The organism is Amycolatopsis sp. NPDC051758 (genome assembly GCF_044453095.1).
GTDB lineage: Bacteria > Actinomycetota > Actinomycetes > Mycobacteriales > Pseudonocardiaceae > Amycolatopsis.
The window spans coordinates 122,239-136,537 of the sequence record NZ_JBITCJ010000017.1 but is presented as its reverse complement, the minus strand read 5'-3'; the positions used below and the strand labels follow the sequence as shown (position 1 = coordinate 136,537).

Sequence of the window (14,299 nt, the reverse complement as noted above, 5' to 3'; positions counted from 1 at the left end):
TGTCGGTGGCCGCCGGTAAGCTGGAAACCGGGGGCCGGAGGCCTAAGCGGGCGTGCGCAGGGCCGTGACGGCGGGGGCGAACATCGTCGCCTTGATCGCGCCCAGCGTCCCCCGGTCCTTGCCCGCCAGCGCCTGGACTCGTTCCGTAGCCACCTTCACCACGTCGCCCTCGGCCGCGATCTCGTCCACCAGCCCGACGGAAAGCGCGTCCGCACCACCGAACCGGCGTCCGGTCGTCATCGACGCGATCGCCGCCGACGGCGTCAGCTTGCCCTGGATCAGCGCCGCCATCCCCGGGGTGAACGGGATGTTGATGTCCGCCTCCGGAAAGCAGAAGTACCCCCGGTCCGAGCGCATCACGCGGAAGTCGTGCGCCATCGCGAGCATCGCGCCCGCGCCGAACGCGTGGCCGTTGATCGCCGCGACCGTCGGCACCGGCAGCGTCAGCACGCGCGCGAACAGCTCCTGCACGTCCGCCACGTACTCGGAAGCCTTGTCCCCGTTGGCCATCAGCCAGTCGAGGTCGAGGCCGTTCGAATAGAACTTGCCGCCGCCGGTGGTCACCAGCGGTCCTTCCACACCGTCCAAAAAGGAATGGGCGCGCTGCAGCCAGTCGGGCGAGAAGCGGTTCTCGTCGTCGCCCAGGTCGAACACGGAGACGGTCACGGTCGGTCCTTTTCTCGAGGGGGCACGGTCAGCACGGCCCGCACGGCGGCGGCGAGCCTCGCCCGTACCAGGGGATCGGTGATGTCCCGCCGGAAGAACGCGGTCGGCAGGTCCACGACGCAGGTGGTGACGACCTCGACGGCCAGGCCGTCACCGCGGTCCCAGAGCAGCCGGGCGAGCCGCACGAGGAGTGCGACCAGGCGTTTGTCCAGTGCGTGCAGGGCGTCAGCCAGTTCGTCGGGCAGTTCGGGACCGAAGAGCCGGTCCGCCTTGACCGCCAGCAGCATCCGGGCCCCGTCGGGACGCAGGGAGGCGAACACCGCGGGTGTGTCGGCCGCCGCGACGACCGCGTCCACCGGGGCGGAAGCGGCGTCCACGGCCGCGGTCTGGAGGTCGAGGAACGCCGTCGCCGCGCGCAGCCAGGTGCGGGCCAGCACCGCGCTGAGCGAGCCGAACGCGTGGTAGATCGTCCCGTTCGGCACGCCCGCGGCCGCGGCCAGGCCACGCACGGTGACCTCGCCCGACGAAGCGATCAGCCGCTCGGCGACGTCGAGGAGCGCGTCGAGGTCGTGGACTCGGGGGCGGGGCATGCCGCGACCGTAACAGAACGAGTGCTCCAAAACCAGGACGGTAGGCTGCCGTCCGTGGAGATCTGGGTCAACCCGGCGTGCGCGAAGTGCCGGTCCGCCGTGTCCTTGCTGGACGAAGCCGGCGCGGAGTACACCGTGCGCCGCTACCTCGACGACCCGCCGACCGCGGCGGAGCTCAAGGCGGTGCTGAAGCGCCTCGGCCTCGAGCCGTGGGACATCACGCGCACCACCGAGCCGGTCGCCAAGGAGCTGGGCCTCAAGACGTGGGGCCGCACGCCGGCCGACCGGTCGCGCTGGATCGACGCGCTGGCCGAGTACCCGAAGCTGATCCAGCGGCCGATCATCACCGCCGACGACGGCACGACGGTCGTCGCGCGGACGCCCGAAGCGGTGCGTTCGGTCCTGCCTTAGGCTCGCGGGCATGCCGGACACGCAGTACGAAGACCTGCTCCGCCACGTGCTCGACACGGGCGCCCGCAAGGAGGACCGCACCGGAACGGGCACGCGGTCGATCTTCGGGCACCAGCTGCGCTACCGGCTCGCCGACGGCTTTCCGCTGGTCACGACGAAGAAGGTCCACTTCCGCTCGATCGCCTACGAGCTGCTGTGGTTCCTGCGCGGCGACTCGAACGTCACCTGGCTGCAGGAGAACGGCGTCTCGATCTGGGACGAGTGGGCGTCACCCGAAGGGGAGCTCGGCCCGGTCTACGGCGTCCAGTGGCGTTCGTGGCCGACCCCGGACGGCGGGCACATCGACCAGATCAGCGAGGTGCTGCGCACGCTGCGCGAGAACCCCGACTCGCGGCGGATCATCGTGTCCGCCTGGAACGTCGCCGACATCCCGCGGATGGCGCTGCCGCCGTGCCACGCGTTCTTCCAGTTCTACGTCGCCGACGGCGAGCTTTCCTGCCAGCTCTACCAGCGCAGCGCGGACCTGTTCCTCGGCGTGCCGTTCAACATCGCGAGTTACGCGCTGCTCACGCACATGGTCGCCGAGCAGGTGGGCCTGCGGGTCGGCGACTTCGTCTGGACCGGTGGTGACTGCCACATCTACGACAACCACACCGAGCAGGTCCGCACGCAGCTCGCCCGCGAGGCGCGGCCGTTCCCGACGCTGAGCCTGAAGCCGGCGGACAGCCTGTTCGGCTACACCTACGAGCACTTCGCGATCGAGGGGTACGACCCGCACCCGGGCATCAAGGCGCCGGTGGCCGTGTGATCGGGCTCGTCTGGGCGCAGTCGGCGAACGGCGTCATCGGCCGCGACGGCACGCTGCCGTGGCACCTGCCGGAGGACCTGAAGCACTTCCGGTCGGTGACTGCCGGCGCGACCGTCCTCATGGGCCGCCGCACCTGGGAGTCGCTGCCGCCACGGTTCCGGCCGCTGCCGGACCGGCGCAACCTCGTGCTGTCACGCACGCCGCAGCAAGGCGTCGAGACGTTCCCCGACCTGCCCGAGGCGCTCGCCGCGGTGTCCGGCGACGGCTGGGTGATCGGCGGCGCGGCGGTCTACCGGGCGACACTGCCGTTCGCGGACCGGATCGTGGTCACCGAACTCCAGGAGTCGTTCGACGGCGACACCTTCGCCCCGGACGTCGGCCGCCCGCCGGACGCCGTCGGGGAGTGGCACGAGTCGTCGACCGGCCTGCACTACCGGTTCCTGACCTGGGGCTAGGGGATCCGGCCGTCCTTCGCGAGCAGCGGGACGTCGAGCGGGACCGTCTCCGGGTACTTGATCCCGGCGCCGGTGTTGAGGACCACGACGTCTTCGTCGCCTTCGAGCCAGCCTGACTCGCGAAGGTGCCGCAGCGCGGCGAAGCACGCTCCGCCTTCCGGGCAGACGAAGGTGCCTTCGCGTTCGGTGAGTTCCCGTTGCGCCGCAAGCAGTTCCTCGTCGGTGACGGCCACCGCGGTGCCACCGGTGGCGTAGACCGCGTCGAGCACCAGGAAGTCGCCCAGGGCCTTCGGGACGGTGATGCCGAAGGCCACCGTCCGCGCGTCCGGGAACGGCTCGCTCTCGCGGGCGCCCTGCTCGAACGCCGTGACGATCGGCGCGCACCCGGTGGCCTGCACCGCCACCAGCCGCGGCAGGTCGCCGGACACCCAGCCCAGCTCCCGCATCTCCAGCAGCGCCTTGTGGATGCCGATGATCCCGACCCCGCCGCCGGTGGGGTAGAGGATGACGTCGGGCAGCCGCCAGCCGAACTGCTCGGCGATCTCGTACCCCATCGTCTTCTTGCCCTCGATGCGGTACGGCTCCTTCAGCGTCGAAACGTCCTGCACGTCCGAACGACGCCGGACCGCCTCGGCGACGAGCTTGCCCGCGTCGCCGATCAGACCGTCCACCCGGTACAGCTCGGCGCCGGCCGCGACGCACTCGCGCATGGTGATCTGCGGCGCGTCGTCCGGCATCGCGATCAGGCTCGTCATCCCCGCGCGGGCCGCGTACAACGCCCACGCCGCGCCCGCGTTGCCGTTGGTCGGCATCGCGATCCCGCGGACACCCAGCTCGGCCGCCCGTGAGACGCCGACCGCGGCGCCCCTGGCCTTGAACGTGCCGGTCGGGACCAGGCCTTCGTCCTTCATCCACAGCCGGGACAGCCCCAGCTCACGGCCGTAACGCGGCAGGCGCAGCAACGGCGTCATGCCCTCACCGAGGCTGACGACGTTTTCGGCCGACCGCACCGGCAGCACCTCGTGGTAGCGCCACAGCGTCGGCTCCCGCCCGGCGATGTCCTTCGGCGTCACGGCTTCGCGGACGCCGTCGAGGTCGTACCGCGCGAGCAGCGGCGCGCCGGCCGGCGACAGCCCCTGGACGGCGTCGGCGTCGAGGCGCTCGCCGGTCCGGGAGCAGTCGAGGTGGCTGAGGAACGAGTGCGGCACGGCGCCTCCGGGTCAGAAACGGCGGGTGAACGGCAGCGGCGACCGCATCCGGACCAGCAGCAGGAGCGGCACCAGCACGTAGGGCAGGTTGAACGCGAGGAACTTCGCCGGGTTGCCGGTGCGCATCGCCGGGTCGCCGAAGAACTCGACACCGAAGACGACGACCCCGGTGAGCGTGACGATCATCGTCGCGTAGATCACCGACGGCAGCTGGATCCAGTTCCGGCCGGTCAGCAGCGCGAACACGAGCACGACGTAGAACGGCATGTAGACGAACGCCGAGAGCCCGGTGACGATCCGCATCCAGTCCGGCGGGTGCATGAACAGCTGGTCCGCGTCGTGGGCGTACCAGTAGTTCGAGTTGACGAAGAAGTTGTCCGACGGCTTCGAGAAGTCGACGCCGACGGTGGGCAGCAGGTCGCTGATCAGCGACGTGACCGTGAAGGCCGAGAACAGCACCGCGAAGAAGATGTCGATCTTCCGGTCCCGCAGCGGCAGGTTCATGTGATCGATCCTAGGTCCTATTGTGAGCGCATGGACGCGCTGCGGGTCTGCCTGTACGTCTTCGCCGGGGTGACGCTCGGCACCTGGCTGGTGTCCGTGCTGACCAGGGAGTACTCCTGGGTCGACCGGATCTGGTCGATCGTCCCGGTGGCCTACCTGGCGATCTTCGCCGGCGCGGCCGGGTTCGCCGACGCGCGGCTGGACGTGATGTTCGCGCTGGTCACGCTGTGGGGCATCCGGCTGACGTTCAACTTCGCCCGGAAGGGTGGTTACGCCCGCGGCGGGGAGGACTACCGGTGGGCGGTGCTGCGCGAGCGGATGGCGCCGTGGCAGTTCCAGGTGTTCAACTTCTTCTTCATCTCGCTCTACCAGAACGCGATCCTGCTGCTGATCACGCTGCCGGCGTACACGGCGCTGGAGCACCAGGGCTCGTTCGGCGTGGCGGACGTCGTCGTCGCGGTGATCTTCGCCGCGTTCCTGGTCGGCGAGACGGTCTCGGACCAGCAGCAGTGGGTGTTCCACCGCGAGAAGCACGCGGGCCGGGCCTCGACGCGGTTCCTCCAGGAGGGGCTGTTCCGCTACTCGCGGCACCCGAACTTCTTCTTCGAGCAGGCGCAGTGGTGGATGATCGCGGTGTTCGGCGTCGTTGCGGCCGGTCTGCAGTGGACGGTGCTCGGCGCGGTCCTGCTCACCCTCCTGTTCGTCGGCTCGACGCGGTTCACCGAAAGCATCACCAAGTCGCGGTACCCGGAGTACGCGGACTACCAGCGGCGGACGTCCGCGGTCGTGCCGTGGTGGCCCCGGCGCGAACCGGTCCGCGGATGACGGTGGTCGGCGCGCTCCAGATCGGGACCGGTGTTCCCCTGGAGCGGGTGCTGGCGTTCGAGGACGAGATCCGCGCGTCCGGCGCCGCCCTGGTCGTGCTGCCCGAAGCCGTCCTCGGCGGATATCCGCGCCGGGAGCCGTTTGTCGGCTACTTCCGCTCGTCGGTCACGGTGCCCGGACCCGAGGTGACGGCGTTGGCGGGGCTCGCGTCGCGGACCGGGGCGAGCCTGGTGGTCGGTGTCATCGAGCGGGACGGCTCGACGCTGTACAGCACGGCGGTGTTCCTCGACCCCGGGCTCGGGCTGGTCGCGAAGCACCGGAAGCTGGTGCCGACCGCACGCGAGCGGCTGGTCTGGGGCCGTGGTGACGGCTCGACGCTCCCGGCCGTGCCGACGGCGGCGGGCCTCGCCGGGGCGGCGATCTGCTGGGAGAACCACATGCCGCTGCTGCGCGCGGCGATGTACGCGAAGGGTGTCGAGATCTGGTGCGCCCCGACGGCGGACGACCGCGAGGTCTGGCAGGCCTCGATGCGCCACATCGCCGACGAGGGACGGTGTTTCGTGATTTCGGCGTGCCCGTACGAGACTTCGGCGGACGACCCGTTCCGGGGCGGGAGCGTGATCGTCGGGCCGCTGGGGGACGTGCTCGCGGGCCCGTTGCGGGACGCGGAGGGCCTGATCACGGCGTCGATCGACCTCGACGAGATCGTGGCCGCACGCCACAGCCTCGACGTTTCAGGGCACTACGCGCGGCCGGACGTCTTCGCGCTGACCGTGGACGAGCGGCCCCAGGACGGCGTCACCTTCCGGCGGTGACGGCGGTGACGGCCCAGCGGATCGGCAGCGACTTCAGGCCGTTCTGGAAGTTCGACCGCAGCCGCACCGGTTCGCCGGCGAGTTCGGCTTCGCCCAGCAGGTCGAGCACCGCGCCGAACATCGCGCGCAGCTGGACCCGCGCCAGGTGGGCGCCGAGGCAGAAGTGCGGGCCGTGGCCGAAGGTCAGGTGGTCGTTCGGTGTGCGCGTGATGTCGAAGGTGTCCGGGTCCTCGAAGACGGCCGGGTCGCGGTTGGCCGCGGAGAACCAGACCACCACCTTGTCGCCTTCCCGGATGTCCACATCGGACAGCCGGGTGTCCGCGGTAGCCGTGCGGCGAAAGTGCATGACGGGCGTCCAAAAGCGCAGCATTTCTTCGACCGCGGACGGCAGCAGCGACCGGTCGGCCAGCAGCCGCCGGTACTGCTCCGGGTGGGAGAGCAGCGCGAGCATCCCGCCGGGCAGGCCGTTGCGGAGGGTTTCGTTGCCCGCCAAGGAAAACAGCCAGAAGAGGTTCTCGAACTCGGCGAGCGAGACGCGCCCGCCGTCGTCGGCGACGTGCTGCATGAGGTTGCTCATCACGTCGTCGCCGGGGTGCTCGCGCTTGTACTCGCCGAGCGCGTTGGCGTACGCGTAGAGGTCCGGCATGCCCGCACGGGTCCGCGGATCCGGCATCACGCCACCGGGGCCGGGGGAGGGGCGGACGGCGAGCGCGGCCCGGGCGAGGTCGGTGACTTCGGCGGTGTCGACACTGGCGCTGACCGCGTACTCGGCGTCCTGGTAGCCGATCACGCGGTTGCTCCAGTCGTACATCAGCCGCCGGTCCTGCTCCGGCACGCCGAACACGGCGGCGAGGGTGAGCAGCGGCAGGTCGGCGGCGACCTTCGCGAAGTCGCATTCGCCCTGCCCGGCGACGGCGGTGACGAGGTCCCGCGCTTGCGTCTCGATCCGCTCGGTCAGCTTCGCGACGGCGCGCGGGGTGAACGCCCGGGTGAGCAGCCCGCGCAGCCGGCCGTGCTCCGGCGGGTCCATGTTGAGCATCATCCGGCGCACGTAGGCCAGGTCGGCTCCGGTCGCCGGGTCGCGGATCTGCGTCCCGCCGAGCTGCGAGGAGAACAGGCCGGGGTCGCGGAGCACGTCGCGGACGTCGGCGTGCCGCAGCACGGCCCAGAAGTCGTCCACCCGCACCACCGGCGACCCGCGCCGCAGCCGCGCCAGCTCGTCGTACGGGACACCCCGCACGTAGGTGTCCGGATCGGTGATCCCCACTCGCCCGACCCTAGCCGGGCTCGGCGACGTCAGGCAGTCTGCTCCGATGGACACGCTGAACATGCGCACCGGCGGCGAGGGCGAACCGGCCATCCTCTTCCTGCACGGCCTCGGCGCGACCGGCGCCGTCTGGGCCCACCTGACCGAGCTGGTGCCGCGGCGCGTGCTGGTGCCCGACCTGCCCGGCCACGGCCGGTCCTCGCCGCTCCCGCACTACAGCTTCGAGACGCTCACCGCCGCCGTCGCGCGGGCGTTGCCGGACGGCAGGCCGCTGATCGTCGCCGGGCATTCGCTCGGTGGGGTGCTTGCGCTGGAACTGGCGTCCGGGAAGTACGACGTCGAAGTCACCGGGGTGCTGGCGCTCGGGGTGAAGGTCGAGTGGAGCCAGGACGACCTGGGCCGCGCGGCGTCGTTCGCGGTGCGGCCGCCTCGGGTGTTCGAGACGCAGGCCGACGCCGACCAGGCGTACCTGAAGGTGTCCGGGCTGCTGGGGATCGCCCCCGCGGACCCGGCCGGGCTTCGCGAGACCGAGGGAGGTTGGCGTCTCGCGATGGACCCGGCCGCGTTCGGCGTCGGCGCGCCGGACATGCCGGCGCTGCTCGCCGCGGCGCGGTGCCCGGTCGTGCTGGCGGCGGGTGAGACCGACCCGATGAGCCGTCCCGAGCAGCTGCGCGCGCTCGATCCGGACGCGGTCGTCCTCACCGGTCTTGGGCACAACGCCCATGTCGAGGATCCAGCCGCCGTCCGCGCCCTTTTGGCGCGCTTCGACGTCTGAAGGCTCGGGGGCAGCCGTCGTACCCCACGCGACGGCTGCTCCGAACCCCTCGCCACCACCGGACGCGAAAAGCTTAGGAACTCGTGGTGGACGAGCGCCTGTACTCGCGCGATACGCCGTCGTCACCCTCGGTACCTGCGGAAACGGTTATCTTCGCCGTTCGGTGGTACTCGTGGAGCGGCACGATCGTGATGCTTGAGGGGTACGTTCCGCTGGGGCACGCGGGAGAGGACACCTGTGGAGGAAGGCCTGTCGTTCGCAGGCTGGCTGCGAGAGCGGCGCGTGCTCGCCGGACTCACCCAGGCGCAGCTGGCCGAGCGCGCCGGCGTGAGCCAGCGCGCGGTCCGCAACGCCGAGCTGGGCAGCGTCCGGCGGCCCCGGCCGGAGACCGAACGGCGGTTGCGGGAAGCGCTTGCCGAGGCTCCGCCGGAGCCGGTGCGGATCGGCGTGCTGGGGCCGCTCGTGGTGCGGTGCGGCGATGCGCCGGTCGAGATCGGCGCGGAGAAGCAGCGCCTGCTGCTCGCGATGCTGGCTCTGCAGCCGAACCGGACCGTGCGGCGCGAGGACCTCGTCGACGTCATCTGGGACGAGCCGCCGCCGTCGTGCCTGGAGCTGCTTCACACCTACGTCGCGCGGCTGCGGCGGGCGCTGCGGCCCGCCGACCTGATCACCACCGACAAGGGTGGCTACCGGCTCTCGGCCGGTGAGGACGAGCTGGACCTCCTCGAGTTCGAAGCGCTGCTGGCCCGCGCCGACCGGGAGCCGAAGGCCTACCGCGAGGCGCTGGACCTGTGGCGCGGCCCGGCGCTCGCCGACGTCGAACCGCTCCGCCAGCACCCGGCCCGGCTGGCGCTGGGGATGAAGCGGGCCCAGGCCGTCCTGGCCTACGCCGGGGTCGCCGAGCCCGAAGACGCGGCCGTGCAGCTGCGGGTGCTGACCGCGGAAGAGCCGCTGAACGAGTCGGCGCACGCCCGGCTGATGCTCGCGCTCGCCGCGTCCGGACGGCAGGCCGCCGCGCTGGACGTCTTCACCGAGGTGCACCGGCGGCTGGCCGGTGAGCTGGGCATCGAACCCGGCCCCGAGCTGCGCGCGGCCCAGCGCCAGGTGCTGCAGCAGGACTTCGCCGTCCCCGGGCGGCCGTCCCGGGCCCCGGCGCAGCTGCCCGCGGACGTCCCCGGCTTCCGTGGCCGCGCCGCGCAGCTGGCCGAGCTGGACACCCTGCTCGAGCGCGACGAAGACGACACCGGCGCGCGCATCGCCGTCCTGTCCGGGACCGGCGGGGTCGGCAAGACCGCGCTCGCCGTGCACTGGGCGCAGCGGTCCCGGCCGGAGTTCCCGGACGGTCAGCTCTACCTCGACCTGCACGGGTACGGCACGGTCCGGCCGGTGGAGCCGGGCGACGCGCTGTCCGGGTTCCTGCGCGCCCTCGGGGTCGACGGCGCGGACATCCCCGCCGAGCCGGACGAGCGCGCCGCGAAGTTCCGCACCGTGCTGGCCGGCCGGCGGATGGTGCTGGTGCTGGACAACGCCGGGTCGGTCGGGCAGGTCCGCCCGCTGCTGCCCGGCTCGTCGTCGTGCCTGGTGCTGGTGACCAGCCGGGACGCGCTGCCGGGGCTGGTCGCCCGGCACGGCGCCCGCCGGGTGCTCGTCGACCTGCTCACCGGTGACGAGGCCCGCGACCTGCTGCGGACGCTGCTCGGCCGGCGGGTCGACGACGAGCCCGGCGCCACCGCCGCGCTGATCGGCTACTCGGCCCGGCTGCCGCTCGCGTTGCGGCTCGTCGCGGAGCTGGCGCTGAGCCGGCCGGGGGAGCGGCTCGCCGCGCTCGCGGCCGAGCTGGCCGACGAACGGAAGCGGCTGGACCTGCTCGACGGCGGCGGTGACCCGCTGACCGCGGTCCGCGCCGTGTTCTCGTGGTCGTACCGGCACCTGGCGGCCGATGCCGCGCGAGTGTTCCGGCTCTGCGGCCTGCACCCGGGCCGCGACCTGACCCCGGCCGCGATCGCCGCGCTCGCCCGCGTCCCGCTGCCGGAGGCGGAACGGCTGATCGGCACCCTGGTGCGCGCCCACCTCGCCCAGGAGATCGGCGAGGACCGCGTCCAGCTGCACGACCTGCTGCGCGTCTACGCCGCCGAGCTCGCGGCCGAGTCGGCCGGCGAGAGCCACGAGGCGCAGGAACGGCTGTTCGACTTCTACGTCCGGTCGGCCGCGCAGGCGATGGACGTCGTCCTGCCGCAGGAACGCCACCTGCGGCCGGAAGTGCCGGATCCCGACGTCAAGGTGATCGACGCGCCCGCCTGGCTGGAGGCCGAGCGCCGCAACCTCCTCGCGGTCGCCGCGCACGCGACGCGGCACGGGTGGCCGGACCACCTGCGGCTGCTGTCCGGGATCCTGTGGCACTACCTCGACGTCGGCGGTTACCACGAGGAATCGCTGGTGCTGCATTCGCACGCCATGGCGCTGGCCCACGACGCCGGTGACCGGGTGGCCGAAGCCGAGCCGCTCATCCTGATCGCGCTGGGCCACTGGCGCGTCGGCCGGTCACGCGAGGCGCGGCGGTACCTGGAGGAGGCGCTCGTCCTCGCCCGCGAGACCGGCGACCGGCGCACCGAGATCCACTCGGTCAACACCCTCGGCCTGGTCTGCCGGGCGCTGGGCCGGTTCGCCGAAGCGATCGAGTACTCGACGGAAGCGCTCGCGCTGGCCCGCAAGACCGGCGACCGCACCAGCGAAGGCCTCGTCCTGGTGGTGCTCGGCTGCTCCTACCGCGGCATCGGCCGATACGGCGAAGCGATCGCCCACCACGAAGACGCGCTCGCCCTCGCCCGCGAACTCGCCGACCGCACCGGCGAGGGCTACGCCCTGGTCAACCGGGGCGACGCGTTGTCCGCGCTGGGCCGCCACGACGAAGCCGCGCGTTCGCTGGCCGAAGGCCTGGAACACTTCCGCGCCATGGGCGTGCGGGTCAGCGAGGGGTACGCGCTGGGCATCCTCGGCGACGTCGACCACGCGCGGGGCCGCTACCCCGAGGCTGCGGCCCACCTGGAGCGCGCGCTGGAAATCGCACAGGAGACCGGAAGCCCGATGAACCGGAGCATCGCGCTGAAGCACCTGGGCGACGTCCGGCTGGCGCAGGGCCGGCCCGCGGAAGCGGCTCAGCACCTCGAAGAGGCGCTGGGGCTGGCCCGCGAATGCGGCGACCGGGGTGTCGAATCGCGGGTGCTCAACAGCCTCGGTTCGCTGGCTTCCGCGCGCGGAGTCTCGTCGGACGCGCTCAGGTACCACCGGGAAGCCCTTGCCGTGGCGAAGGAAACAGGCTGCCGGCCCGAGCAGGGCCGCGCCCACTGCGGGCTCGGCGAAGTCCACTGTGGACTCGGCGAGCCCGAGTCGGCACGTGAGCACTGGGAGCGGGCCGCGGCTTGTTACGCCGGGGAGTGGGTGCCCGGGGCGAGCCGGGTCCAGGACCACTTGGCGGCCTTGGACCGCGTGGCCGGATAGCGCCGCTCGAGGGCGACGAGGTCGCCTTCGACGCGCTGGACGTCCCGGTCGACGAAGTTCGTGCTGCCCGCCAGGCGGCGGGAACGGCGCCAGGTGCTCACGACGTGCCTCCGGTGGCCTTGAAGAACGTGTAGTGGAAGGTGCCTTTGGTGGTGCGGTGCAGATCCGCGACGCCGCGAGCCCAGGCGGCTTCGGTGCTGAGCCCGGTCGCCACGGCGGTCTCGCCGACACCTTCGACCATCGCGGTGAAGGTGTCGCGGGTGAACCCGGTGACCAGGTCGGGCCGGGACGCGTCGACGTAGACCGTTCGCGGTTCGACCACCACGTCGGCGAACCCGGCGCCATCGAGCAACGGGTAGAGGCGACGGCCGATGAGCGCGTCACCGCCGGCGTCGGCCTGGAGCCGGATGAGGCAGTCGATCGCGGCCTGGGCGTGCTCGCTGCGCGGGTGGTGGAAGGCCGAGCCGTGGTCACCCTCGATCACCGTGATGGTGCCGCCCGGCCGCAGCAGCGTCTTCAGGTGGGTGAGGGCCTTCTCCGGCTCCGGCAGGTGTTCCAGTACGAAGCAGACGAAGAGGTGGTCGTAACGGCCGTCGAGGTCGAACAAGTCGGCTCGGAGCCATTCGACGCGGTCGCCGACGCGCGCTCGGGCCTGCGCCAGGGATTCGGCCGAGACGTCGACGGCGGTCAGGTGCACGTCCGGGCTGCGGGCGACGAGGTGGACGGTCTGCGCGCCGACACCGCAGCCGACCTCCAGCACGCGGCTCCCGGCGGGGTAGGCCGTGCCGGCGTGCAGCAGCTCGGCCAGGGTGTCGGCCTGGTCGCCCAGGCGGCGGGACTCGGGTTCGGTGTATCCGTGCACGTAGGTGGTGTCCATGAGTCCAGCGTGCTGCGACAATGGCCTGATGGACAGGGCCAAAACCGCGCTCCCGGAGGGGTCCATAGGTTCGGACTTCCTCCAGCTCGACGTCCGTGAGGCGCCGCCCGGCGGGCTCGCGGACTGGCTCGCCGGCCAGCTGCGCGCCGCGGTCGCCGACGGCCGGCTCCCGGTCGGCGGCCGGTTGCCCGCGTCCCGGGTGCTCGCGGCTGAACTGCAGGTCTCGCGGGGTGTGGTCACCGAGGCCTACCAGCGGCTGATCGACGACGGCCACGCCGCGGGCCGCGGCCGGGCAGGCACCGTCGTGGTCGCCGCGCCCGTTGTCGCGCCGGACCCTTCGCCGGTTCCGCCTCCCGCGAAGGTGATCACGCCGATGCCGGGCGTCGGGGTCTTCGACGAGATCCGCGCGACCCCGGCCCGGATCGACCTCACGCCCGGCGTGCCCGACCTGACGGCGTTCCCCCGCGCGGCGTGGCTGAAGGCCGAACGCGCGGTGCTCGACGAGCTCGAGCCGGCCCACTTCGGCTACGGCGACCCGCGCGGGGCGCCGGCGATGCGGCTGGCGGTGTCGCACTGGCTGGCGCGCAGCCGCGGCATCCGCGCCGACCCGGGCGAGATCATCGTGGTCGCCGGGGTCGCGCAGGCGTTGACGCTGGTCGGGGAGGTGCTCCGGCAGCACGGTCTCGACACGATCGCCGTCGAGGACCCGAGCTCGCTCGGCGCGCGGCAGCACCTGCACCACTGCGGCCTGGTCACCCCGCCGGTCCCGGTGGACGACGACGGCCTGCGCGTCGCCGACCTGCGCGCCGGCGGCGCCCCGGCGGTGCTGCTGACCCCGGCCCACCAGTTCCCGACGGGCGTGGTGCTCGGCGGCGAGCGCCGTCGCGACCTGATGCGCTGGGCGAACGACGGCGGCGTGGTCATCGAGGACGACTACGACGCCGAGCACCGCTACGACCGCGCGCCGGTGCCCGCGGTCCGGTCGATGCTGCCCGAAGTCTGTTACACGGGAAGCGTTTCGAAGCTGCTGGCGCCGGCGTTGCGGGTCGGCTGGCTGCTCGCGCCGCCCCGGTTCCGTGACGATCTGGTGGCTGCGAAACGGTTCGCGGATCTCGGCAACGCGGTGCTGGCGCAGCTGGTGCTGGCCCGCCTGATGGAGACCGGCGAGCTGGAGCGGCAGCTGCGGGTGGTCCGGACCCGCCACCGCCGTCGCCGCGACGCGATGATCCGCGCGGTGGCCGAGGAGCTGCCGGGCGCGGTCGTCCACGGCGCGGCGGCGGGCCTGCACCTGACGATCACGTTCGGCACCGACGTGGACGACGTCGCGGTGGCGGCGGCCGCGCTGGGCGAAGGGGTGAAGGTGCAGCCGCTGTCGTGGCACCGCCAGCGCCCGGGGCGGCCGGGGCTGGTGCTGGGCTACGCGGCCCGGACGGCGACCGAGATCGCCGAGGGTGTTGCACTGCTGGGCCGGTTGCTGCGCTGACGTCGGGTCGACTCCTGCCGTGCGGTCCTGAGTAAAGGTTCTACAAAGGACAGTCAAGCGGGTGTGATCATGCTCTCCCAGGCGATTCCGGAACTTGGTTGCCATACGCAAGCAAGT

The 14,299-nt window shown here is 72.3% G+C and carries 14 protein-coding genes; 8 read left to right on the top strand and 6 right to left on the bottom strand.

Going from position 1 to position 14,299, the window contains the following annotated elements:
* Nucleotides 1–42: 42 nt before the first annotated feature.
* Together ACIA5G_RS48635 and ACIA5G_RS48630 are read right to left on the bottom strand one after the other, a co-directional pair.
* On the bottom strand, nucleotides 43–666 hold the full coding sequence (locus tag ACIA5G_RS48635; RefSeq protein WP_395936406.1) for an enoyl-CoA hydratase/isomerase family protein: 624 nt from the start codon (nucleotides 664–666) through the stop codon (nucleotides 43–45).
* Nucleotides 663–1,256, bottom strand: a complete 594-nt coding sequence (locus ACIA5G_RS48630; RefSeq protein WP_395936404.1) for a TetR/AcrR family transcriptional regulator — start codon at nucleotides 1,254–1,256, stop codon at nucleotides 663–665. Before ACIA5G_RS48630 ends, ACIA5G_RS48635 begins: the two co-directional genes overlap by 4 nt.
* A 54-nt stretch (nucleotides 1,257–1,310) precedes the next feature.
* Here ACIA5G_RS48630 and ACIA5G_RS48625 point away from each other — a divergent pair, with 54 nt between their 5' ends.
* Genes ACIA5G_RS48625 through ACIA5G_RS48615 form a run of 3 tightly spaced genes read left to right on the top strand, consistent with a single transcriptional unit; the run spans nucleotide 1,311 to nucleotide 2,930 of the window.
* Complete coding sequence (locus ACIA5G_RS48625; RefSeq protein WP_395936402.1) at nucleotides 1,311–1,667, top strand: arsenate reductase family protein; 357 nt, start codon at nucleotides 1,311–1,313, stop codon at nucleotides 1,665–1,667.
* A gap of 10 nt (nucleotides 1,668–1,677) precedes the next feature.
* Nucleotides 1,678–2,475 carry a thymidylate synthase gene (locus ACIA5G_RS48620; protein ID WP_395936400.1) on the top strand — a complete coding sequence of 266 codons (798 nt, stop codon included), beginning with the start codon at nucleotides 1,678–1,680 and terminating at the stop codon, nucleotides 2,473–2,475.
* Nucleotides 2,472–2,930: a dihydrofolate reductase gene (locus ACIA5G_RS48615; RefSeq protein ID WP_395936398.1), complete on the top strand. Its 459-nt coding sequence runs from the start codon at nucleotides 2,472–2,474 to the stop codon at nucleotides 2,928–2,930. The genes ACIA5G_RS48620 and ACIA5G_RS48615 overlap by 4 nt, the downstream gene beginning before the upstream one ends.
* On the opposite strand, the gene ACIA5G_RS48610 is transcribed toward ACIA5G_RS48615, so the two are convergent.
* Nucleotides 2,927–4,138 carry a threonine synthase gene (locus ACIA5G_RS48610; RefSeq protein WP_395936396.1) on the bottom strand — a complete coding sequence of 404 codons (1,212 nt, stop codon included), beginning with the start codon at nucleotides 4,136–4,138 and terminating at the stop codon, nucleotides 2,927–2,929. The two genes, ACIA5G_RS48615 and ACIA5G_RS48610, sit on opposite strands and share 4 nt — an antisense overlap.
* A 12-nt stretch (nucleotides 4,139–4,150) precedes the next feature.
* On the bottom strand, nucleotides 4,151–4,642 hold the full coding sequence (locus ACIA5G_RS48605; protein ID WP_395936394.1) for an EXPERA domain-containing protein: 492 nt from the start codon (nucleotides 4,640–4,642) through the stop codon (nucleotides 4,151–4,153).
* A gap of 30 nt (nucleotides 4,643–4,672) precedes the next feature.
* Here ACIA5G_RS48605 and ACIA5G_RS48600 point away from each other — a divergent pair, with 30 nt between their 5' ends.
* Nucleotides 4,673–5,467 carry a DUF1295 domain-containing protein gene (locus ACIA5G_RS48600; RefSeq protein WP_395936392.1) on the top strand — a complete coding sequence of 265 codons (795 nt, stop codon included), beginning with the start codon at nucleotides 4,673–4,675 and terminating at the stop codon, nucleotides 5,465–5,467.
* Nucleotides 5,464–6,282: a carbon-nitrogen hydrolase family protein gene (locus tag ACIA5G_RS48595; RefSeq protein ID WP_395936390.1), complete on the top strand. Its 819-nt coding sequence runs from the start codon at nucleotides 5,464–5,466 to the stop codon at nucleotides 6,280–6,282. The genes ACIA5G_RS48600 and ACIA5G_RS48595 overlap by 4 nt, the downstream gene beginning before the upstream one ends.
* Here ACIA5G_RS48595 and ACIA5G_RS48590 read toward each other — a convergent pair.
* Entirely contained in the window at nucleotides 6,266–7,549 is a 1,284-nt protein-coding gene (locus ACIA5G_RS48590; protein ID WP_395936388.1) for a cytochrome P450, read from the bottom strand. The two genes, ACIA5G_RS48595 and ACIA5G_RS48590, sit on opposite strands and share 17 nt — an antisense overlap.
* Nucleotides 7,550–7,595: 46 nt before the next feature.
* Here ACIA5G_RS48590 and ACIA5G_RS48585 point away from each other — a divergent pair, with 46 nt between their 5' ends.
* Both ACIA5G_RS48585 and ACIA5G_RS48580 read left to right on the top strand, forming a co-directional pair.
* Nucleotides 7,596–8,324, top strand: a complete 729-nt coding sequence (locus tag ACIA5G_RS48585) for an alpha/beta fold hydrolase (RefSeq protein WP_395936386.1) — start codon at nucleotides 7,596–7,598, stop codon at nucleotides 8,322–8,324.
* Nucleotides 8,325–8,519: 195 nt separating this feature from the next.
* Nucleotides 8,520–11,822, top strand: coding sequence for a tetratricopeptide repeat protein (locus ACIA5G_RS48580; RefSeq protein WP_395936384.1), 3,303 nt, complete (start codon nucleotides 8,520–8,522; stop codon nucleotides 11,820–11,822).
* A gap of 97 nt (nucleotides 11,823–11,919) precedes the next feature.
* Here the strand turns inward: ACIA5G_RS48580 and ACIA5G_RS48575 are convergent, their stop codons facing one another.
* The gene (locus ACIA5G_RS48575) at nucleotides 11,920–12,699 is read right to left on the bottom strand and encodes a methyltransferase (protein ID WP_395936382.1); all 780 of its coding nucleotides are present in this window, start codon (nucleotides 12,697–12,699) and stop codon (nucleotides 11,920–11,922) included.
* 28 nt (nucleotides 12,700–12,727) lie between these two features.
* On the opposite strand from ACIA5G_RS48575, the gene ACIA5G_RS48570 reads away from it, so the two are divergent.
* Nucleotides 12,728–14,182: a PLP-dependent aminotransferase family protein gene (locus tag ACIA5G_RS48570; RefSeq protein WP_395936380.1), complete on the top strand. Its 1,455-nt coding sequence runs from the start codon at nucleotides 12,728–12,730 to the stop codon at nucleotides 14,180–14,182.
* The last annotated feature ends 117 nt before the right edge of the window (nucleotides 14,183–14,299 follow it).

Coding starts and splice junctions, on each gene's coding strand:
- ACIA5G_RS48620 (WP_395936400.1), top strand. CDS start 1,678: ATGCCGGACACGCAGTACGAAGACCTGCTCCGCCACGTGCTCGACACG.
- ACIA5G_RS48605 (WP_395936394.1), bottom strand. CDS start 4,642: ATGAACCTGCCGCTGCGGGACCGGAAGATCGACATCTTCTTCGCGGTG.
- ACIA5G_RS48630 (WP_395936404.1), bottom strand. CDS start 1,256: ATGCCCCGCCCCCGAGTCCACGACCTCGACGCGCTCCTCGACGTCGCC.
- ACIA5G_RS48570 (WP_395936380.1), top strand. CDS start 12,728: ATGGACAGGGCCAAAACCGCGCTCCCGGAGGGGTCCATAGGTTCGGAC.
- ACIA5G_RS48575 (WP_395936382.1), bottom strand. CDS start 12,699: ATGGACACCACCTACGTGCACGGATACACCGAACCCGAGTCCCGCCGC.
- ACIA5G_RS48600 (WP_395936392.1), top strand. CDS start 4,673: ATGGACGCGCTGCGGGTCTGCCTGTACGTCTTCGCCGGGGTGACGCTC.
- ACIA5G_RS48595 (WP_395936390.1), top strand. CDS start 5,464: ATGACGGTGGTCGGCGCGCTCCAGATCGGGACCGGTGTTCCCCTGGAG.
- ACIA5G_RS48585 (WP_395936386.1), top strand. CDS start 7,596: ATGGACACGCTGAACATGCGCACCGGCGGCGAGGGCGAACCGGCCATC.